Source organism: Streptomyces sp. A0642, from assembly GCF_004795105.1.
Lineage (GTDB): Bacteria > Actinomycetota > Actinomycetes > Streptomycetales > Streptomycetaceae > Streptomyces.
The window spans coordinates 513,653-529,649 of sequence record NZ_SSBL01000002.1; the positions used below are offsets into that span (position 1 = coordinate 513,653).

General features: G+C 70.2%; 23 protein-coding genes. 21 read left to right on the forward strand and 2 right to left on the reverse strand.

Translation table 11 applies throughout. The features are described 5' to 3' along the window. Positions 1 to 11 precede the first annotated feature (11 nt). The 18 genes from E6R60_RS05865 to E6R60_RS05945 all read left to right on the forward strand — a co-directional run bounded on the left by E6R60_RS05865 (position 12) and on the right by E6R60_RS05945 (position 11,979). A complete protein-coding gene (locus E6R60_RS05865; RefSeq protein WP_136325322.1) occupies positions 12 to 383 on the forward strand; it encodes a hypothetical protein in 372 nt (123 codons plus the stop codon). An 86-nt stretch (positions 384 to 469) separates the two neighbouring features. Next, positions 470 to 844, forward strand: a complete 375-nt coding sequence (locus E6R60_RS05870; RefSeq protein ID WP_136325323.1) for a hypothetical protein — start codon at positions 470 to 472, stop codon at positions 842 to 844. After that, positions 844 to 1,428 (forward strand): hypothetical protein, encoded by a 585-nt coding sequence (locus E6R60_RS05875; RefSeq protein ID WP_136325324.1) that lies wholly within the window; start codon positions 844 to 846, stop codon positions 1,426 to 1,428. Before E6R60_RS05870 ends, E6R60_RS05875 begins: the two co-directional genes overlap by 1 nt. Further along, a complete protein-coding gene (locus E6R60_RS05880) occupies positions 1,425 to 1,754 on the forward strand; it encodes a head-tail adaptor protein (protein WP_136325325.1) in 330 nt (109 codons plus the stop codon). Before E6R60_RS05875 ends, E6R60_RS05880 begins: the two co-directional genes overlap by 4 nt. Before the next feature lies 1 nt (position 1,755). Beyond that, on the forward strand, positions 1,756 to 1,911 hold the full coding sequence (locus E6R60_RS36580) for a hypothetical protein (RefSeq protein WP_168713543.1): 156 nt from the start codon (positions 1,756 to 1,758) through the stop codon (positions 1,909 to 1,911). 4 nt (positions 1,912 to 1,915) lie between these two features. Next, a complete protein-coding gene (locus E6R60_RS05885; RefSeq protein WP_136325326.1) occupies positions 1,916 to 2,281 on the forward strand; it encodes an HK97-gp10 family putative phage morphogenesis protein in 366 nt (121 codons plus the stop codon). Beyond that, a complete protein-coding gene (locus tag E6R60_RS05890) occupies positions 2,278 to 2,700 on the forward strand; it encodes a DUF3168 domain-containing protein (RefSeq protein ID WP_240802402.1) in 423 nt (140 codons plus the stop codon). Before E6R60_RS05885 ends, E6R60_RS05890 begins: the two co-directional genes overlap by 4 nt. Positions 2,701 to 2,760: 60 nt before the next feature. After that, the gene (locus tag E6R60_RS05895; protein ID WP_136325327.1) at positions 2,761 to 3,099 is read left to right on the forward strand and encodes a hypothetical protein; all 339 of its coding nucleotides are present in this window, start codon (positions 2,761 to 2,763) and stop codon (positions 3,097 to 3,099) included. A gap of 1 nt (position 3,100) precedes the next feature. Next, on the forward strand, positions 3,101 to 3,532 hold the full coding sequence (locus E6R60_RS05900; RefSeq protein WP_136325328.1) for a phage tail tube protein: 432 nt from the start codon (positions 3,101 to 3,103) through the stop codon (positions 3,530 to 3,532). A gap of 14 nt (positions 3,533 to 3,546) precedes the next feature. Further along, on the forward strand, positions 3,547 to 3,960 hold the full coding sequence (locus E6R60_RS05905) for a hypothetical protein (protein ID WP_136325329.1): 414 nt from the start codon (positions 3,547 to 3,549) through the stop codon (positions 3,958 to 3,960). A gap of 32 nt (positions 3,961 to 3,992) precedes the next feature. Then, entirely contained in the window at positions 3,993 to 4,298 is a 306-nt protein-coding gene (locus tag E6R60_RS05910) for a hypothetical protein (RefSeq protein ID WP_136325330.1), read from the forward strand. Continuing rightward, on the forward strand, positions 4,295 to 6,262 hold the full coding sequence (locus tag E6R60_RS05915; protein ID WP_136325331.1) for a hypothetical protein: 1,968 nt from the start codon (positions 4,295 to 4,297) through the stop codon (positions 6,260 to 6,262). The genes E6R60_RS05910 and E6R60_RS05915 overlap by 4 nt, the downstream gene beginning before the upstream one ends. Positions 6,263 to 6,267: 5 nt before the next feature. After that, positions 6,268 to 9,522 (forward strand): hypothetical protein, encoded by a 3,255-nt coding sequence (locus tag E6R60_RS05920; RefSeq protein WP_136325332.1) that lies wholly within the window; start codon positions 6,268 to 6,270, stop codon positions 9,520 to 9,522. Positions 9,523 to 9,531: 9 nt separating this feature from the next. Continuing rightward, a complete protein-coding gene (locus E6R60_RS05925; protein ID WP_136325333.1) occupies positions 9,532 to 9,990 on the forward strand; it encodes a hypothetical protein in 459 nt (152 codons plus the stop codon). Positions 9,991 to 10,049: 59 nt separating this feature from the next. Then, positions 10,050 to 10,364 (forward strand): hypothetical protein, encoded by a 315-nt coding sequence (locus E6R60_RS05930; RefSeq protein WP_136325334.1) that lies wholly within the window; start codon positions 10,050 to 10,052, stop codon positions 10,362 to 10,364. Beyond that, positions 10,364 to 11,269 carry a peptidoglycan recognition family protein gene (locus E6R60_RS37175; protein WP_240802403.1) on the forward strand — a complete coding sequence of 302 codons (906 nt, stop codon included), beginning with the start codon at positions 10,364 to 10,366 and terminating at the stop codon, positions 11,267 to 11,269. Before E6R60_RS05930 ends, E6R60_RS37175 begins: the two co-directional genes overlap by 1 nt. Positions 11,270 to 11,272: 3 nt before the next feature. After that, positions 11,273 to 11,590 (forward strand): hypothetical protein, encoded by a 318-nt coding sequence (locus tag E6R60_RS05940; RefSeq protein ID WP_136325335.1) that lies wholly within the window; start codon positions 11,273 to 11,275, stop codon positions 11,588 to 11,590. A 56-nt stretch (positions 11,591 to 11,646) separates the two neighbouring features. Continuing rightward, positions 11,647 to 11,979 carry a hypothetical protein gene (locus E6R60_RS05945; protein ID WP_136325336.1) on the forward strand — a complete coding sequence of 111 codons (333 nt, stop codon included), beginning with the start codon at positions 11,647 to 11,649 and terminating at the stop codon, positions 11,977 to 11,979. Between the two features lie 716 nt (positions 11,980 to 12,695). Here the strand turns inward: E6R60_RS05945 and E6R60_RS05950 are convergent. Next, positions 12,696 to 13,241: a flavoprotein gene (locus E6R60_RS05950; RefSeq protein ID WP_136325337.1), complete on the reverse strand. Its 546-nt coding sequence runs from the start codon at positions 13,239 to 13,241 to the stop codon at positions 12,696 to 12,698. 132 nt (positions 13,242 to 13,373) lie between these two features. Between E6R60_RS05950 and E6R60_RS05955 the strand changes: the two genes are divergently transcribed. The 3 genes from E6R60_RS05955 to E6R60_RS36590 all read left to right on the forward strand — a co-directional run bounded on the left by E6R60_RS05955 (position 13,374) and on the right by E6R60_RS36590 (position 15,287). Further along, positions 13,374 to 14,552 (forward strand): helix-turn-helix transcriptional regulator, encoded by a 1,179-nt coding sequence (locus tag E6R60_RS05955; RefSeq protein ID WP_136325338.1) that lies wholly within the window; start codon positions 13,374 to 13,376, stop codon positions 14,550 to 14,552. A gap of 310 nt (positions 14,553 to 14,862) precedes the next feature. Next, entirely contained in the window at positions 14,863 to 15,123 is a 261-nt protein-coding gene (locus E6R60_RS05965) for a hypothetical protein (RefSeq protein WP_136325340.1), read from the forward strand. After that, positions 15,123 to 15,287, forward strand: a complete 165-nt coding sequence (locus E6R60_RS36590; protein WP_168713544.1) for a hypothetical protein — start codon at positions 15,123 to 15,125, stop codon at positions 15,285 to 15,287. The genes E6R60_RS05965 and E6R60_RS36590 overlap by 1 nt, the downstream gene beginning before the upstream one ends. A gap of 45 nt (positions 15,288 to 15,332) precedes the next feature. On the opposite strand, the gene E6R60_RS05970 is transcribed toward E6R60_RS36590, so the two are convergent. Then, positions 15,333 to 15,524, reverse strand: a complete 192-nt coding sequence (locus E6R60_RS05970) for a helix-turn-helix transcriptional regulator (protein ID WP_240802405.1) — start codon at positions 15,522 to 15,524, stop codon at positions 15,333 to 15,335. Positions 15,525 to 15,997 lie beyond the last annotated feature (473 nt).

The following is a 15,997-nucleotide window of genomic DNA, read 5'->3' on the forward strand; positions in this document are numbered from 1 at the left end:
GAGCAGCACCCATGCGCACGGACATCAAGAACAGCCTGGACGTCATCACGACGCTGACCCCCGCCGCCCGGACCGCCGCGGCAACCGGGACAGCCGTCGACCTGGCGAACTACGACGCGGCCGCGGTGGTCATCACGACCGGGGCCGTGGCCAACGGCGCGTTCGCCGTGGAGATCCAGGAGTCGGACGCGTCCGGCTCCGGTTACACCGCGGTGGCCAACGCCGATCTGGACGGCACCGAGCCCGCCACGCTCACCGCGTCCACGGTCACCGTCATCGGGTACCACGGCATCAAGCGGTACCTGCGCGTCGTTACCACCGGCACCGCCGATGCGTCGTTCGGTGTGACCGTCATCCGCGGCAAGGGCCGCGTCAAGCCCTGACCCTGTCACTGCCGCACCGTACGCCGCCCGGGCGCCCACCACGGTGGGCGCCCGCGGCGTATCCCCATCCACAGGAGGACCCGTTCATGCGCGTACAGATGCTGCGCCTCATGGCCAACCCCGACCACGGCACCGTCCAGGCCGGGGCAGTGGTCGACCTCCCCGCAACGGAGGCCCGCAAGCGGATCGCCGCCGGTGACTGCAAGCCCCTCGAGGGCGACGCACCCCGGGGCGGTGCGCCGGGACCGGACCGCACTCCGGCCGCCCCGCAGACCACACCCCTGACCCCGGCGGACACCCCTGACGTCCCGGTCGAGGCGATGACCGTGGAACAGCTCAAGGCCTACGCCGACGAGCAGGACATCGACCTCGGCGACGCCAAGAAGAAAGACGACATCCGCGCCCTGGTCGCCGCCGAGCTCGAGCGCCGCCGCGACGCCGACGAGAACAGCGACGGCTGATGGCGTACGCAACCGCGGACGAGCTCCGCCGGATGCTGCGCGAGGAGTCGTTCACCGAGGACGAGACGGCCACGGCGGAGCTCTACATCGAGCTCGCCCAGGGTGTCATCGAGGACGAGACCGGCCAGGCCCTCGAGCAGTCCGAGGACACCGTCATCCTGGACGGGCCGGCCGAGAACGACGAGCGCTACCAGAACGGCACCGGCTCGAGGAAACTGATCCTGCCCCGCTGGCCGGTGACGGCCGTCGCGTCGGTGTCGCTGACCGACGACGGGGACGTGCTCGTGTTCGGCAAGGACCGGGACTACACGTGGTCCGCGGCCGGGATCCTGCACCGCCGCGGCGGTGACTGGCCCAGCCATGACCGGGCGATAGAGGTCACCTACACCGCCGGATTCGCCGTGGTCCCCTCGGGGCCCAAGCGGCTGTGCCTGCGCCTGGCGGCCGGCGCCTGGTCCAACCCGGAGCGCCTCACCTCCGAAGCGCTCGGCGACCACTCCAAAAGCTGGGCGGCTGACGCTCTGGGGATGGAGCTCACCGAGGGCGACCGGCGAGCGCTCGGCGCGTACAGGGCCCGCACATGAGCGTCGGGCGGTGGCTGAACCGCACTCTGCAGGTGTGGCGTCCGGTCACAGCCGACGACGGCTACGGCGGCCAGGACGTCTCGCTCATGCTGCAGACCGACGTCGGTGGCAAGGTCGACCAGCCGTCGGCCACGGACCAGACCGTGGCACAGCAGGCCGGTGCCAAGTGCACGCACAGCATCTACCTGCTGCCCACCGCGGACGTACGGCGCGGCGACGAACTGCGCGGCGACGGCCAGGCGTTCGCGGTGCACGTCGTGTTCCAGCCGTCCGGGCCCCGCTACAACAAGGCGCTCTGCGAACTGCGCCAGGCCGAAGGGAACTGACATGGAGGACGCCAGGGCGCCGCTGCCGACGGAACCGCAGGAGTGCCGGCAGCGCGCCGAGGACAAGGACCTCGGCGCTGCCGAGCGTCTCGTCTACGCCGTGCTCGCCGTGGCCGGGGAGCTGCACGAGATCCGCAAGACGCTCCGGAAGAGGTGACGGCATGGCGATGACGGTTGAGATTCAGGGCCTGGCCCGGCTACGGCAGCAGCTCGAGGACGTGGACCAGGAGGTCCTGGCCGCGATCAAGCGGGCGGTGAAGGAGTCCGCCGAGGCGGTCACTGCCGACACCAAGCGCGACGTCCCCAAGGCATCGGGAAACCTCGCGGAGAAGGTGGAGCCGCGCTATCAGGACGACGGGTTCACCGCGACCGTGGGATGGCACGAGGACGAGGAGTACTACGCCCGCTACCTCGAGGCCGGCACACGGCGCAGGCCTGCACGCCCCTCGCTCGGACCGGCGCTCGAGGCCGAACGCGGACGGTACCGCGGCCGCCTCACCGAGGAGGTCAGGAGAGCGCTGCGATGACGACCGCGCCGTCCCCCATCCTTCCCCTGCAGGGCGCTGTCCTGGCCCTCCTGCAAGGCGACAGCGATCTGTCGGCCCTGGTGTCCGGGGTGTACGACTACGTCCCGGAGACGGCCGCCTATCCGTTCGTCGTGATCGGTGAGGCGATCGAAACGCCGGCGAACGCGCACGACCGGTTCCGCCGAGAAACGGTCATGACCCTCCACGTGTGGTCGCAGCACCGCGGCCACTCCCAGGGCCTGGGCATCGCCGCCCGCATCACGGCCCTGCTCGATCACCAGCCGCTCACCATCCCCGGCCTCGCCCACGTCGTGACCCGGTACGAGTTCAGTCAGACACTCACCGACCCGGAACCGCCCGGCGACATCCGGCATGTGGTGCTGCGCTATCGCGTCATCACCGAGCAGCTGCCGGTCTGACACCCCACCCTGCGCCCGGGCCCGCGGCCCGGGCGTTCGCATGCACAGAGAGGCAGCATCATGGCCGCACTTAACGCGACCCTGGTTACGACTGTCGGCGGGAGGGCGGACATCGCTGCGGCGGCGACCGCGGCGGCCGCCGGCGGAGATACCGCACCCGTCGGCCCGGGAGTGTTCCTCGTCGTCATCAACGGCGGGGCCGCATCCCGCACCGTCACCATCGCGACCCCCGGCACCGTGGTCGGCCACGCGGTCGCGGACGCCACGCTCGTCGTGCCCGCCGGGAAGACCGGCATCATCCCGCTGACCAACCTTTTCCGGGGAGCCACCGACCGGGCAGCGATCACCTACGACGCCGTCACGTCCGTGACCGTCGCCGTCTTCACACTGGGAGCCTGACATGGCTGGCAAGGACGCGTTCGGAACTCAGTTCCTCCGGGACACCACCGGGGCCGGGGTGTTCGCCGTCATCGCGAACGTCTCCGACATCTCGGGTCCCTCCCGGCAGCGGGAGGCCATCGAGGTCACCGCCCACGACTCTCCGAACAAGTACCGGGAGTTCATCAAGGGGCTGAAGGACGGCGGGGAGGTCGAACTGACCCTGAACTACGACCCCGGCAACACCGGCCACCAGGCCCTCGATGCCGATTTCGAGGAGGACGACCTGCGGGACTACCAGCTGGTCCTCCTGCCGGGCGACCCCGACGAACACACCTGGGACTTTGCCGGACTGATCACCGACCTCGGCGACGAGTACCCGACCGAGGACAAGATGGAGCGCACCTGCACCGTCAAGATCTCCGGCAAGCCCACCCTGACCGCGACCGGCTGAGGAGACACACGGACATGGCATCCCTGAAAGACCTGATCCGCCAGGCCAACGACATCCGCCGCCAGGAGGACGTAGAGATCCCCGAGTGGGCGCCCGGCCACCTGTTCGTCGTCACCGGCCTGCCGTCCGGCGACTGGGAGCAGTACCAGAACAAGATGTCCAAGCTGATCCGCCGGGACGAGGCGACCAGCATGGAAATGACGATCCGGTCGAACAAAGCGGAGATCGTCGCCAAGGCGCTGCGCGACCAGGAGACCGACGAGCCGGTGTTTCCCGACCTGCGTGAGGGGATCTCGATCCTGTCCCGGCGCAGCGCCGGCATCGTCAACGGCCTGTTCAACCTGGTGCAGCACCTGTCCGACGGCGACAAGGACTACACCCAGAAGATCGCGGCGGCCGAGAAGGATTTCGGCGGCGGCCAGAGCTGAGGCTGCAGTACGACCTGGCCGTCACGTTCCGCATGACCCCGGCCGAGGTCCTCGACCGGTTCGCCGAGGAGGAAATGATCCGCCTCCTCGCGTACCAGAACCTCTACGGCCCGGCCGGCCCGCAGCGCTTTGATGCCCTCTTCGCCCGCCTCGGGATGGACGTCGCAGCCCCGCACATGAAGAAGGGCAAGCGGCCCAAGTTCAAGGATCACCTCATCCAGTGGAGCCGCAACGCGCGCCCCCGCAAGAGCGGGCGTGAGCTCCTGGCCGCGGTCAAAGGCATCCAGGCCGCGTACGACCAGCAGGACCAGAAGGACCGGAAGGGGCGGGGCAGATGACTGTGCTGGACGAGCTCCTGGTCCGCATCGGCATGGATGCGTCCGGAGTCGACGAGGGCACCGAGCAGGTCGCCGGGAAGCTCGACAAGTTGAGCGGCCCGGCCGCGGCCGCCGGCAGCCTGGCCGGTGGCGTGTTCGTCATGGGCCTCAACTCGGCCATGGATATCCAGGCCGCGCAGAGCACGCTGCAGGACCAGTACGGCCTCACCACCGCCGAGGCCGCGCGCGCCGGTGAGGTGGCCGGAGACGTCTACAGCGACGGTTTCGGCGAGTCCCTCGAGGACGTCACCACCGCGCTCGGCGGTGTACAGAACAGCATCGGCTCCCTGTCGACGTTCACGGACGAGCAGCTCGACGACATGAGCGCGAGCGCCCTGGCCCTCGCCAAGCGGTTCGAGGTCGACGTCACCGACGCCACCGGCGCCGTCGGCCAGCTCATCAAAACCGGCCTGGTCGCCGACGCCACCGAAGGATTCGACCTCGTCACCAAGGCCATGCAGACCGTGCCCGCCGAGCTGCGGGACGACCTGCTCCCCACGATCCAGGAGTACAGCACACAGTTTCGCCGGGTCGGCCTGGACGGCGAGACGTCCATGGGCCTGCTCACCCAGGCCGTCAAGGCCGGTGCCCGTGACCTCGACCAGGTCGCGGACGCCATCGGCCAGTTCGGCGAGCGCGCCCTGGCCGGCGGCAAGCCCGTGGACGACGCGTTCAAGAGCATCGGCCTGAACAGCAAGACGATGGCCAAACTCATCGGCGCCGGAGGGGACTCCGCCAAGAAGGCGCTGCAGATGACGATGGACGGTCTGAACAAAACCTCGAGCGAGCAGACCAAACTCAACGCCGCGGCCGCCCTGTTCGGTGACCCGGGCAACGTGCTCGGCAAGGCCTTGTTCGCCCTCGACCCTGCGAGCGCTGCAGCATCGTCCGGGATGGACAAGGCCGCCGGATCGTCCAAGGCGTTGACCGACAGCATGAAGAAGGACCCGGCGCAGCAGATGGATGCTGCGATGCGGACCCTTACGCAGGGCCTGGGCGAGGCGTTCCTGCCGATCATCCAGAAGGTGGCCGGTTTCATGGCCGAGCATCAGGGGCTGATGCAGTACCTCGTTCCCATCGTCCTGGGCCTGGCCGTCGCGTTCGGGATTTTCGCGGTGGCCGTCTGGGCTGTGAACGCGGCCATGGCCGCAAGCCCGGTTACGTGGATCATCCTGGGCATCGTCGCCCTGATCGCGGTACTCGCTCTGATCATCATCAAGTGGGACGAGGTCGCGGCGGGTACCGGCCGGGCCTGGGACTGGATCGTCGGCAAGCTGGCCGCGGCCTGGGCCTGGATCAAGGGAAAGGCCGGCGCGGTCTGGGACTGGATCACCAAGAAAACGGGCGCGGCCTGGGACTGGGTGGTCGCCAAGGTGATCTCGGGGGCGATCGGGATCCTGAACGGGATCGCGTTCCTGAGCCGGATCCCTGGCCGAGTCGCGGGCTGGCTGGGGCAGATGGTCGACTGGGTGGCCGGCCTGCCACGCCGTATCGGCAAGGCCGCCGCGGGCATGTGGGACAGCATCGTCAGCAACTTCAAGGGCGCCATCAACACCCTGATCTCCATGTGGAACGGGCTGTCCTTCACCCTCGGTGGAGGCTCGTTCATGGGCGTCGACATCCCGAGCGTCACGTTGAACACCCCAGACATTCCCTACCTCGCCGAAGGCGGCATCACGACCGGGCCGACCCTCGCCATGATCGGCGAGGGCCGAGAGGACGAGGCAGTCCTGCCACTGTCCAAGCTCGAGCAGCTGATCAACTCGGGTGGGGGCCAGGCCCCCTCGACAGGGAAAGTCCAGGCGCTCTCGGTCCGCAACGTTCTCGAGATCGTGGGCGGGGACTCCGAGTTCGTTGAGTTCCTCCGTGCCATCACCCGTAACCGCGCGGGCGGCAGCATCGTCCGCCTCGCAGAAGAGGGGTAACCAGCATGCCCAGCCTGCCGCCGCCGCGCACCACCGAGCTCTACTACGCCGGTGCGTGGCACGACATCAGCGGCGACATGCGGGAGGGCACCCCGGTCAAGATCAGCCGTGGTGCCGCCGCGCTCGGGCGGCGCGCCGACCCGACCGCGGCCACGGCCACGCTCGACAACCGGTCGGGCGACTACAGCCCCCGCAACCCTCTCTCCGACCTGTTCGGGAAGATCGGCCGCAACACGCCGTGGCGGTTCTCCGTGGACGCCGGCGGCCCGCGGCTGGACCTGGCCAGCACCGCGTACACCCTGTCCACGCCGGACGCGGCCAGCCTCGACATCCTCGGAGACCTGGACGTCCGTATCGACGTCGCTCCCACCACGTGGACCAGCGGGCAGATGCTCGTCAATCGGTACGCGGTGGGCGGCAACCTCGCCTGGTCGCTGATGCTCGCCCCCGACGGGCACCTGATTCTCAACTGGTCCGCGACCGGGCTGTCCGGAACCACCTGGGCGCGATCCACGGCCCCGGTCCCCGGCAACAGACGCCACCAGCTGCGGGTCACGCTCGACGTCAACAACGGAGCCTCCGGCAGCACCACGACGTTCTATGTGGGGGCGGGGCACGGCGGCTGGGTGCAGCTCGGTGACCCGGTCGTGCGCGCCGGCACGACGTCGATCTACAACGCCACCGCACCCCTGCACATCGGCGACCCCGTCGCCATCGCGGTGACCCCGGACGGTTCTCCGCTGGGGCGTCTGGTTGGCAGCGTGTACGGGGTGCAGGTCTACGCGGGCATCAGCGGCGAGCTGCGCGTGGACGTCGCCCCCGAGACGCAAGCCGCGGCCGGGGCGTCCTCATTCGTGGACGGGACAGGGCGGGTGTGGACGCTCACCGGGGGCGCGGCCCTGTCCAACCGGCACGTCCGGATGGAGGGCGAGGTCCCGGCCTGGCCGCCGTCGCGCGACCTGTCCGGTGCAGACCGCACCGTGCAGATCGCACCGGCCGGGATCATGCGCCGCCTCGGCTCCGGCAACCGGCCGCTCGACAGCGCCCTGCGCCGGTTCATCATCGGCAACAGCCCGGTGGAGTGCTGGCCCCTCACAGACGGGGAGCAGGCCACCCAGGGCGCGCCCCTGCTCGGCTCCCCGCCCCTCGCGTCGATCGGGGTGTTCGCCCCGGAGTGGGGGAAGGGCAGCGTTGCCTCATGGATCGAGCCGACGGCGCACTGCGCCGAGCAGACCTACGGCATCCTCACGGCCCGGCCCCGCGCACTGGGCGCGTCAGCCAACTGGTCAGTGGATTTCGTCCGCTCCGGCACGGGCCTGAGCGAGGAATTCACGGTGATCGACAACGGGAAGGGCAGCGACAGCGATCCCCAGACCGAGTGGCACCTGTTCCTCACGGCCCCGCTGAACAGCATCCGGATTTTTCGGCACGTCCGGACTACGGATGCGAAATCAGTGTCGCTGCTGGCCGACATTCCAGCCCCAGGCATCTACGACAAGGCCCCCCACCACGTCCGGCTGACGGCCGCGATCGTCGGCAGCAACGTGGCGTGGACCATCTACGTCGACGGCGACTCGGTGGGGACCGGGACGGTGGCCGGCACCAGCCGCGCCGTCAACCGGGTCGACCTCGGCTGGGACCTGGTCGACAGCGGCTCATCACCTGAACTGTCGCTCGGATACCTCACCTGCTGGGGCGCCACGGCACCCTCCGCAGCAGACGTGTACGCCGCCATGATGGGGTTCCCCGGGGAGACCGCGGCGGCGCGCATGCTGCGCCTCTCCGAGGAGAACGGAGTCCCCGCCTCGCTGGTCGGCGTGGTCGACGCGTCGGAGCCGCTCGGCGTCCAGGAGCCCCAGCGGTACCTGGAGGCCCTGGACACGATCGCCGCCTCCGACCTCGGGATGGTGCTGGAACAGCGGGACGCCAGGGCGCTCATCTACCGGCCCCGGCCCACCCTCTACAACCAGGTCCCGACGCTCGTCCTCGATTTCGCGAACGGGGAGATCAGCGCCCCGTTCGCGCCGATCGACGACGACAAACTCACCGAGAACGACGTCACCGTGTCACGAAAGGGCGGGGCATCCGCCACCGCGGTGCGCACCGACGGGCCGCTGTCCGTGGACGCGATCGGCCGATACGACGTCGCCCCCGACGTCTCGCTCGCCACCGACGCGCAGACCGTCCAGCAGGCGTACTGGCGGATGTACGTCGGCACGTTCGACGGGCTGCGCTACGCCAAGATCACGATCAACCTCGCGAACGCACGCGCCTACGCCAAGGTGAACGAGGCCCTGGCCGTGGACGTCGGCGACCTGATCCGCCTGCAGCACCTGCCTGCGGACCAGCAGCCCGGAGACGTCGACCTGATCGTCACCGGGTACGAGGAAGAGGTAGGCGCCACGGCGTGGACGATCACGTACACGTGCGTGCCCGGGGAGCCCTGGACCGTCGGCATCGCCGGGGACCCCATCCTCGGGAAGGCTGACACATCGGGCTCCGTCCTGGCGTCCTCGGCCTCGGCCACCGCAACCACGCTGTCGGTCACCACCACGGCCGGCCCGCGCTGGGTCACCGGCGCTCCCAACAGCGCCACCGACCCAGGGTTCGAGCAGGGCACCGGAACGTGGGCGTGCACGCGCGGGGCATCCATCGGCGTCGTCTCGTGGGAGCGGCGCACCGTGCACTCCGGAACCGGCGCCGCACGCATCACCCGAGTGCACCCGACGGACACCGGCACGATGAACATGAACGACTCCGTGAACGGCCTCGTCCCTGCCGCGGCTGGGCAGGTCTGGCGCGGCTCCGCATGGGTACTCAGCGGGGGCGCGACCGCCAACGCGATGCGAGCGGCCGTGATCTGGCGGGACAGCGTTGGTGTGGAGACCAACATTTCCGGCACCGGGGTGAGCCTCAAAGCAGGTGACGGGTGGGCGCAGGTGACCGTGACGGCCACGGCCCCCGCGGGCACCGCGTCCGTCCGTCTGCTCATCGAGGGCCGGTCCGCGTGGACGGTCGGTGAGTGGTGGGTGGCCGACGATGTGCGCCTGGCCCGTACCGACAACCTCGTCGGCACGGACATGGACACCGAGTTCCCATTCGACGTGACGGTGGGCGGCGAGATCGTTCGGGTCCACGGCATCAGCGGCACCGGCAACTCGCAGACCTTCTACGTCAACCGGTCCGTCAACGGCATCGTCAAGGCCTTGGCCTCGGGCACGCCGCTGTCCCTCACCCATCCGATGCGCGCAGCCCTGTAGGAGGCCCCTATGCCCGTCTACGCTGGCCAATCCGTCAGCGCCCGAATGCTCAACCGCCTCCGGCCCGAACCGATTTCAGCAGCCGGGACGGCTGACCTCACCGTCACGGGGACCACAACCCTGATCCCCGGTTGCGAGATCACCCTCACCGTCGAGACCGCCGGGGCCCGCATCATCGCGGACGGTTCGGTGAATTTCCTCAACGGCGCGACCGCGCTGACCGCGTCATCCTTCTGCAGCGCGCAGCTGGTGCTCGACGGCGCCACGATCCCGACGTTCGCCCGGTGGGGCGACGTCGCGGCAGGCAGCCAGGGAACCCCCTCGAAACAGTGGGACATCCCCGGGCTGAGCGCGGGCAGCCACACACTCCGGCTGGCCGCCGCCCGCACCTCTGCCGGCACCGGCACCGTCACCGCCGTCGGCATCCACTGCCAGCTCCTGGTCTGGCTGTACGAACCAGTCGTCTGACCCTTCCCACCCCCGCCCCGCGCCGACCGGCCCGGGGCATCGTCATGTCTGGAGACCTCATGGCCCAGCAACAGCCGTCCGTCGGACGGATCGTTCTCTACACGCTCAACGAGCAGGAGGCGGCTGACATCAACCACCGCCGCCGGGACTTCCACGAGAGCCGCAGCGCCGACCAGCACACCGGGTTCGTCGGCCACGTCGGCAACCACGCGACCGCGGGCGACGTGTACCCGGCGATCGTCGTACGCGTCTGGGACGAGAGCACGGTCACGTGCAACCTCCGCGTCCTCCTGGACGGCACGGACACCTACTGGGCCACCTCGCGCGAACAGGGCACCGGGCCCTCGCAGTGGCACTGGCCGGAGCGCGTCTGATGGCCGCCCCTATGTCTGCTGCCGTCGTACTGGCGGCCCTGCGCGCGGAGGGTCTGCGCGTCGTCGAGGTGGCCGACTGGCGCACCCACAACCGCAACCACAAGGGAGCCTGGGGTCCGGTCAACGGGGTGATGATCCACCACACCGTGACGCGGGGCACCGCCCACACAGTCGCCCTGTGCAGGGACGGACACAGCGACCTGCCCGGGCCGCTCTGCCACGGCGTCATCGCGAAGGACGGCACGGTCTACCTCGTCGGCTGGGGCCGCGCGAACCATGCCGGCCTCGGCGACGACGACGTGCTCCAGGCCGTCCTCGACGAGAAGCCACTGCCTGCCGACAACGAGGCCAACACCGACGGCAACCGGCACTTCTACGGGTTCGAGTGCGAGAACCTCGGCGACGGCGAGGACCCCTGGCCAGAGGCTCAGCTCGAGGCGATCGAGCGGGCCGCGGCCGCGATCTGCCGGCATCACGGCTGGGACGACCGCTCGGTCATCGGCCACCTCGAGTGGCAGCCCGGCAAGGTCGACCCGCGCGGCTTCACGATGCCGTCCATGCGGGCCCGGATCCATGACCGCCTCGCCCACCCCCCGAACTGGGACCCAAGTTCCGTCACCCCCAACCCCCCGGACCAGGAGATCGACATGGACCCGATCGACGTATGGAAGTACCGCAGCCAGTCCGCGAAGGCCGCCGCCGCGAAGCAGGGCAAGACCATCCCTGACGCCTACGGGTACCTCGTCGCCACGCACACCGCGACCGTGGCGAACGCGGCCGCGATCAAGACGCTGGCCGGCCTCGTCGGCAAGGGCGTCGACACCGCGGCGGTCGTCGCCGCCGTTGAGCGGGCCATCGAGGCCGCCGTCATCGACGTCAACATCACCACCACCCCGGAGGCCTGACCCATGGCCGGACTGTTCATCTCCACCATGCGCACCGCCGTGCCGCTCATCGCGGGGTGGCTGCTGACCCTGGCCGTGCGCGCTGGCATCGGCATCGACTCGGCGACCGTCACGGCCGCCGTGACCGTCGGCTGCGCGCTCATCTACTACCTGGCGTTCCGGGTGCTCGAGCTCCTGGGCGAGCGGGCGCCCGGGGCGGTGCTGCAGAACCTGGCTGGGGTGTTCCTCGGGTGGGCGCGGCCGCCGGCCTATCCCACGGTCGAGGCCCTCGAGCCGGTGGACCCGGGCCCGTACGCGGGTGGCCCGACGCGCCTGCCGTAGCGGTCGGCGTGACCGGCTAGCACCACCGCCCCATCAGTACGACCGGAGGTATCCACGTGGACGCTGCGACGCTCGGCGCGGTCGGTGTCATCGTCGTCGGGCTCGCAACGGCCGCAGGCGCCTGGATCGGGAAGCGGGGCGAGAACCGGATCGCGCAGTCCGGTGCCGTGCTCGGCGGGTACTCCTCGCTCGTCGACAACCTGCAAGAGGAGCGGGACAAGGTGCGGGCGCAACTGGCCGAGAACGAGGTACGTCTCGCGGCGGCGTACGCCGAGCTCGCAGGTGAGCGGGCAGGGACGGCCGACCTGCTCCGGCAGATCACCGAACTCACTACTGAGAATGCCCGGTTGCATGCCCGCATTGCCGAGCTGGGAGGGACCCCGTTGTGACGCACCGCAGTCCGAATGTTCTCGCGCGCCGGTGGCGGTCGTTCGCCCTGGCCGCCGTTCTGCTGGTGCTGTCCGGGGCGGTGCTCCTGGTGTGGCTGCGTATCGATGCCGAGGCGCAACGGACCCAGTCGGTGGCGGCGGAGGCGGACCGCCGGGGCGATGCGGTGAGCACGCTGGCCGGAGACGTACGAAAGTTGCGCGCGCAGATCCAGGCCGATGGCGGGACGCCGGCAGCACCGGATCCGTCGCGGGCGGTTGAGGACCTGCCCGACCGGGCCGAGGTCCCCGTCCCTATCCCCGGGCCGCCTGGTCCTCGAGGAGAGCGGGGCGAGCGCGGTGCGGCCGGTGCCACACCCACCCCGGTACCGGGCCCGTCCGGCGCGGCCGGCCGCGCCGGTTCGGACTCGACTGTGCCGGGGCCGCCCGGCGCTGACTCGACTGTGCCCGGGCCCGCCGGTCCACCAGGCCCGGCCGGACCACCCGGCCCCGCAGGCAAGGACGGCACGGACGGCACCGACGGGGAGGACGGGGCCGACGGGGTCGACGGACGTCCCGGCCAGACGTGCCCTGACGGGTACTCGCTCCAACCGCCGCCGGATGATCCCGATGCACTGGTCTGCCGGCGCGACAGCGCGCCTACCACGCCGAGCCCGACGCCGACCGCCTTCGCGCTGCTCGACCGCCGCCGCTACTGACGACCACGCCCCCTGTCTGGCCTATGGGCCGGACGGGGGGCGCTTTCGCATGTCGTCCACCGCATCGAGGGCGAGGTGCCAGGGGTAGGGGCGCCGCTCGCCTGGCTGGTTCGGCTCGAATCCACCGTGTCCGTACAGCACGCTGACCCCCATGCCCCGGAGCTCGGCGATGCTCCGGTCGAGGGCGCGGTGCTGTGCGTAGGCGGCGTTCACACAAGGCATCGTGACAAGCGGGATCCCCTTCCCGATCGCCTCGGCCGCGAAGCCCACCACGAACGAGCTCGTCAGTCCAAGCGCCCACGAATTGAGCGAGTTGAAGGTGGCCGGCGCGAACAGCGCCATGTCTGCGCGGGGCCATACGTCCGCCGCCCCTGGTGCCTTGTACTCGGACCGGACCGGATGCCTGGTCAGATGCTCCAGCTCCGGCAGCTGCGGATCCAGCCATCGCGCGGCCGCCGGGGTGAGGCCGAGGCACACGTCGTACCCGCGGGCCTGAGCATCCTCGATCACCGAGGCAACGTCCAGAACGGGTGGGGCGGCGGAGCCGAGCAGGTACAGAGTCGTCATGCCGCCATCCCACCTGTCGCGCTCCGGACATGCAACCGCCCCCGAACCGGATGGAATCGGGGGCGATGCAGGGTCCTGCGCACAGATGCGCGGGTACCGTTCCAGATGACGAGTCAGGAACGAGGTACCAGTATGCCCACACCCGACGCCGGCAGCACAGGCCAACGCATCAAGGAGCAGCGGCGGCTTGCCCGCCTCAGCCAAAGAGAGCTGGCCGCGCGCATCCCCTACTCCTACAGCCTGCTCAACCAGGTCGAGTGCGGGGCCCGGCCTGCCTCCGACGCTTTCGTGGCCGCAGTGGCCGCCGCCCTCGGGATCGACATCGCTCACCTCCAGGGACCACCCCACGTGACGGACATGCAGCAGGGTCGCCTCGCCGCCCTGATGAGCCCCATCCGCCAGGCACTCGATCTGTACGACCTCGACCATGAGCCCCTCGTGGGCGTGCCCGTGGCTACGCTCACAGCCGAGGCCGACCGGATCTGCCAGCAGGTCCGGGCCACGCACCTCCGGGCAGCCGCCCGCGATCTCCCCGCGGTCATCTCCGGCCTGACACAGGCAGCCCGTACGGCTCCGAGGATTACGACGTGGCGGGCCCTTGCCTCCACGTACCGGACCGCCCACGACATTGCGCTGAAGGTCGGATACCCCGACCTCGCAATCGTGGCCCTGGACCGAATGGGCTGGGCCGCCGAGCGCGCCTCAGATCCGTGCCTCGCGGCGATCCGCCAGTACAAGCGGGCGCTCGGCCACGCCGAGTCCGCGCAGGACCTCGGCCGCCGCCTGGTCGAGGCCGGCCACGCCCTCGTTGCCGACGAGTCCTCGCGGGAGGCGCTGGCCGTCGCCGGGCAGCTACACCTCGGGGCGTCCGCCGTAGCCGCCCGCGCCGGAGACCGTGCCGCCGTCGACCGCCACATCGCTGCTGCCCGGGAACTGGCAGGCCGTGTCGGCGGCGAGGCACGCGAGGTGCACTGGCTGTCGTTCGGCCAGATGAATGTGTCCCTGCACGAGATGGGCGCCGCGATCACCATGCGGCACTACGACGACGCGCTGCGGCAGGCCCGCGCGATGAAGCTGCCGGCGGCCACGCTGACCTCGCGGCGCGCCCGCTTCCTCGTCGACCGCGCCACTGTCGAGATGGAGACCGGACACACGGACGCTGCCCTGCGCCATCTCGTCGAGGCGCGGCGTGCAGCGCCGGAGCAGACCCGCTATCACCCCCGCACCCGCGAGACGGTTACTGGGCTGCTCCACTCTGCCCGCCGTACGCCGGACACGCTGGGGCATATGGCCGCCTGGATCGGTCTGTAGGCAGCGCTCACGCGCTCACAAAACTGTGAGCATTGCGCGGCCTGCCGTCCCTCACGCTCGTCGTACCTGATCAGCGACGAGCCGGGGACGACGCCATGGACGTGAGAGCGAGAGCGCTACCAGCAGTCAGCACTCTGTCGATGCAGCAGCAACGCGGCTGGCGTTGTGTCTGGTGCCGGTATCCGCTACAGGTCGGGTACGACGTCGACCTCGGCGAGCAGCGCGCGCAGCCGAGGACTGGGGCCGCCTACTCGTGGTTCCCGCGGGCGTGCTCCGAGACTGCCGAGTGCGCGGCCCGTGAGGCGGGCCGGTGACCGTGCGATCTGTGATCCGGCACGCGGACTGGACGCTCGGTGTCGACCTAGAGCCCGGCGCGTCGGGCCCGGTGTACGAGCTGGAGTGCACCACCTGTCTCGACCGGTCGGACGCGGCCGAGGAGCGCACGCCGCCGGAGGGCTGGGCGCTGTCCCACACCGGCCGCAACACGGACCACCGCGGGTACCGGGCCATCGTCACGTCGTTCTTCCGCGTGACGCCGGCCCCCGGCAATCCGCTGTACGAGGAGGCCTGATGGCCAACGGACGGATCTCCGGGTACTGCTGGGACCGCAACCCGCGCAAGGCCGGGCGCTGCGTCCTGAACGCCGGCCACCGAGGCAACCACTACGACTGGTACGCCCGCCGCTCATGGAACCAGCCTGGTGCCGAGTGGCCGAACCGCGGTGACGCCCGCTGAACTCCTGCCCGCAGCTGCCCCGGAGCCGATCGGCTGCGGGCAGGGTCACCGCCGTACGAGTTCGGCGACCGGGACGTCGAGCGCCTCGGCGATGCGCAGAAGGGTGTCGATACGGGTGGACACGTGCCCCTGCTCGATCCGGTTGATCGTCTGCCGGTCTACGCCGGAGAGCTCTCCGAGTCGCTCCTGGGAGAGTCCGCGCAGCGCCCGGGCGTCTCGTATCCGGGTGCCGATCAACCGGCGGTGGGTGATTACCCACTCGGGGGGTGGTTCGGGGGGCGGCACCGTTCAACGTTTGCCCGCCCATGATCGTTTGTCTGTATCAGATACCGTACACATTCGGGATACGGAACCGCCCCTTCCCCTACCGTCACCCGTTCGCATGGCGTCTGGCATATGCCGTTGCAGGCGCAGAGCGGGGGCAGCAGGGTGTTTCCGCCGGTAAGCGCCGGCCTCCAAGCGGGCGCGGCAGGCAGTCCTCGCGCGAGGTACACCGACCCGCCCAGATGGCGGGCCGCGCCCAAGCCGCCCCAGTGCCCGTATCTTGGGTGCTGGGGCGGCCCCCATTCGGGGGATCGATATCGCGTCGAAGTCGCCAGGAATCTAGGCCAAGCGCCTTTCCCTAGATTGGTCAGGCGCGACCAGGGAAAACGCAGGTCAGCACATCGCTTAACCTCGTACACCTTCTAAGCGCTTGGCCGCAGGTTCGA

What these genes read in the sequence shown, in the direction of transcription:
- E6R60_RS05920 (WP_136325332.1), top strand. Translation starts at nt 6,268, where the DNA reads ATGCCCAGCCTGCCGCCGCCGCGCACCACCGAGCTCTACTACGCCGGT.
- E6R60_RS05940 (WP_136325335.1), top strand. Translation starts at nt 11,273, where the DNA reads ATGGCCGGACTGTTCATCTCCACCATGCGCACCGCCGTGCCGCTCATC.
- E6R60_RS36590 (WP_168713544.1), top strand. Translation starts at nt 15,123, where the DNA reads ATGGCCAACGGACGGATCTCCGGGTACTGCTGGGACCGCAACCCGCGC.
- E6R60_RS05895 (WP_136325327.1), top strand. Translation starts at nt 2,761, where the DNA reads ATGGCCGCACTTAACGCGACCCTGGTTACGACTGTCGGCGGGAGGGCG.
- E6R60_RS05930 (WP_136325334.1), top strand. Translation starts at nt 10,050, where the DNA reads ATGGCCCAGCAACAGCCGTCCGTCGGACGGATCGTTCTCTACACGCTC.
- E6R60_RS37175 (WP_240802403.1), top strand. Translation starts at nt 10,364, where the DNA reads ATGGCCGCCCCTATGTCTGCTGCCGTCGTACTGGCGGCCCTGCGCGCG.
- E6R60_RS05950 (WP_136325337.1), bottom strand. Translation starts at nt 13,241, where the DNA reads ATGACGACTCTGTACCTGCTCGGCTCCGCCGCCCCACCCGTTCTGGAC.
- E6R60_RS05875 (WP_136325324.1), top strand. Translation starts at nt 844, where the DNA reads ATGGCGTACGCAACCGCGGACGAGCTCCGCCGGATGCTGCGCGAGGAG.
- E6R60_RS05915 (WP_136325331.1), top strand. Translation starts at nt 4,295, where the DNA reads ATGACTGTGCTGGACGAGCTCCTGGTCCGCATCGGCATGGATGCGTCC.
- E6R60_RS05885 (WP_136325326.1), top strand. Translation starts at nt 1,916, where the DNA reads ATGGCGATGACGGTTGAGATTCAGGGCCTGGCCCGGCTACGGCAGCAG.
- E6R60_RS05925 (WP_136325333.1), top strand. Translation starts at nt 9,532, where the DNA reads ATGCCCGTCTACGCTGGCCAATCCGTCAGCGCCCGAATGCTCAACCGC.
- E6R60_RS05880 (WP_136325325.1), top strand. Translation starts at nt 1,425, where the DNA reads ATGAGCGTCGGGCGGTGGCTGAACCGCACTCTGCAGGTGTGGCGTCCG.
- E6R60_RS05900 (WP_136325328.1), top strand. Translation starts at nt 3,101, where the DNA reads ATGGCTGGCAAGGACGCGTTCGGAACTCAGTTCCTCCGGGACACCACC.
- E6R60_RS36580 (WP_168713543.1), top strand. Translation starts at nt 1,756, where the DNA reads ATGGAGGACGCCAGGGCGCCGCTGCCGACGGAACCGCAGGAGTGCCGG.
- E6R60_RS05890 (WP_240802402.1), top strand. Translation starts at nt 2,278, where the DNA reads ATGACGACCGCGCCGTCCCCCATCCTTCCCCTGCAGGGCGCTGTCCTG.
- E6R60_RS05955 (WP_136325338.1), top strand. Translation starts at nt 13,374, where the DNA reads ATGCCCACACCCGACGCCGGCAGCACAGGCCAACGCATCAAGGAGCAG.
- E6R60_RS05870 (WP_136325323.1), top strand. Translation starts at nt 470, where the DNA reads ATGCGCGTACAGATGCTGCGCCTCATGGCCAACCCCGACCACGGCACC.
- E6R60_RS05905 (WP_136325329.1), top strand. Translation starts at nt 3,547, where the DNA reads ATGGCATCCCTGAAAGACCTGATCCGCCAGGCCAACGACATCCGCCGC.
- E6R60_RS05865 (WP_136325322.1), top strand. Translation starts at nt 12, where the DNA reads ATGCGCACGGACATCAAGAACAGCCTGGACGTCATCACGACGCTGACC.
- E6R60_RS05910 (WP_136325330.1), top strand. Translation starts at nt 3,993, where the DNA reads ATGACCCCGGCCGAGGTCCTCGACCGGTTCGCCGAGGAGGAAATGATC.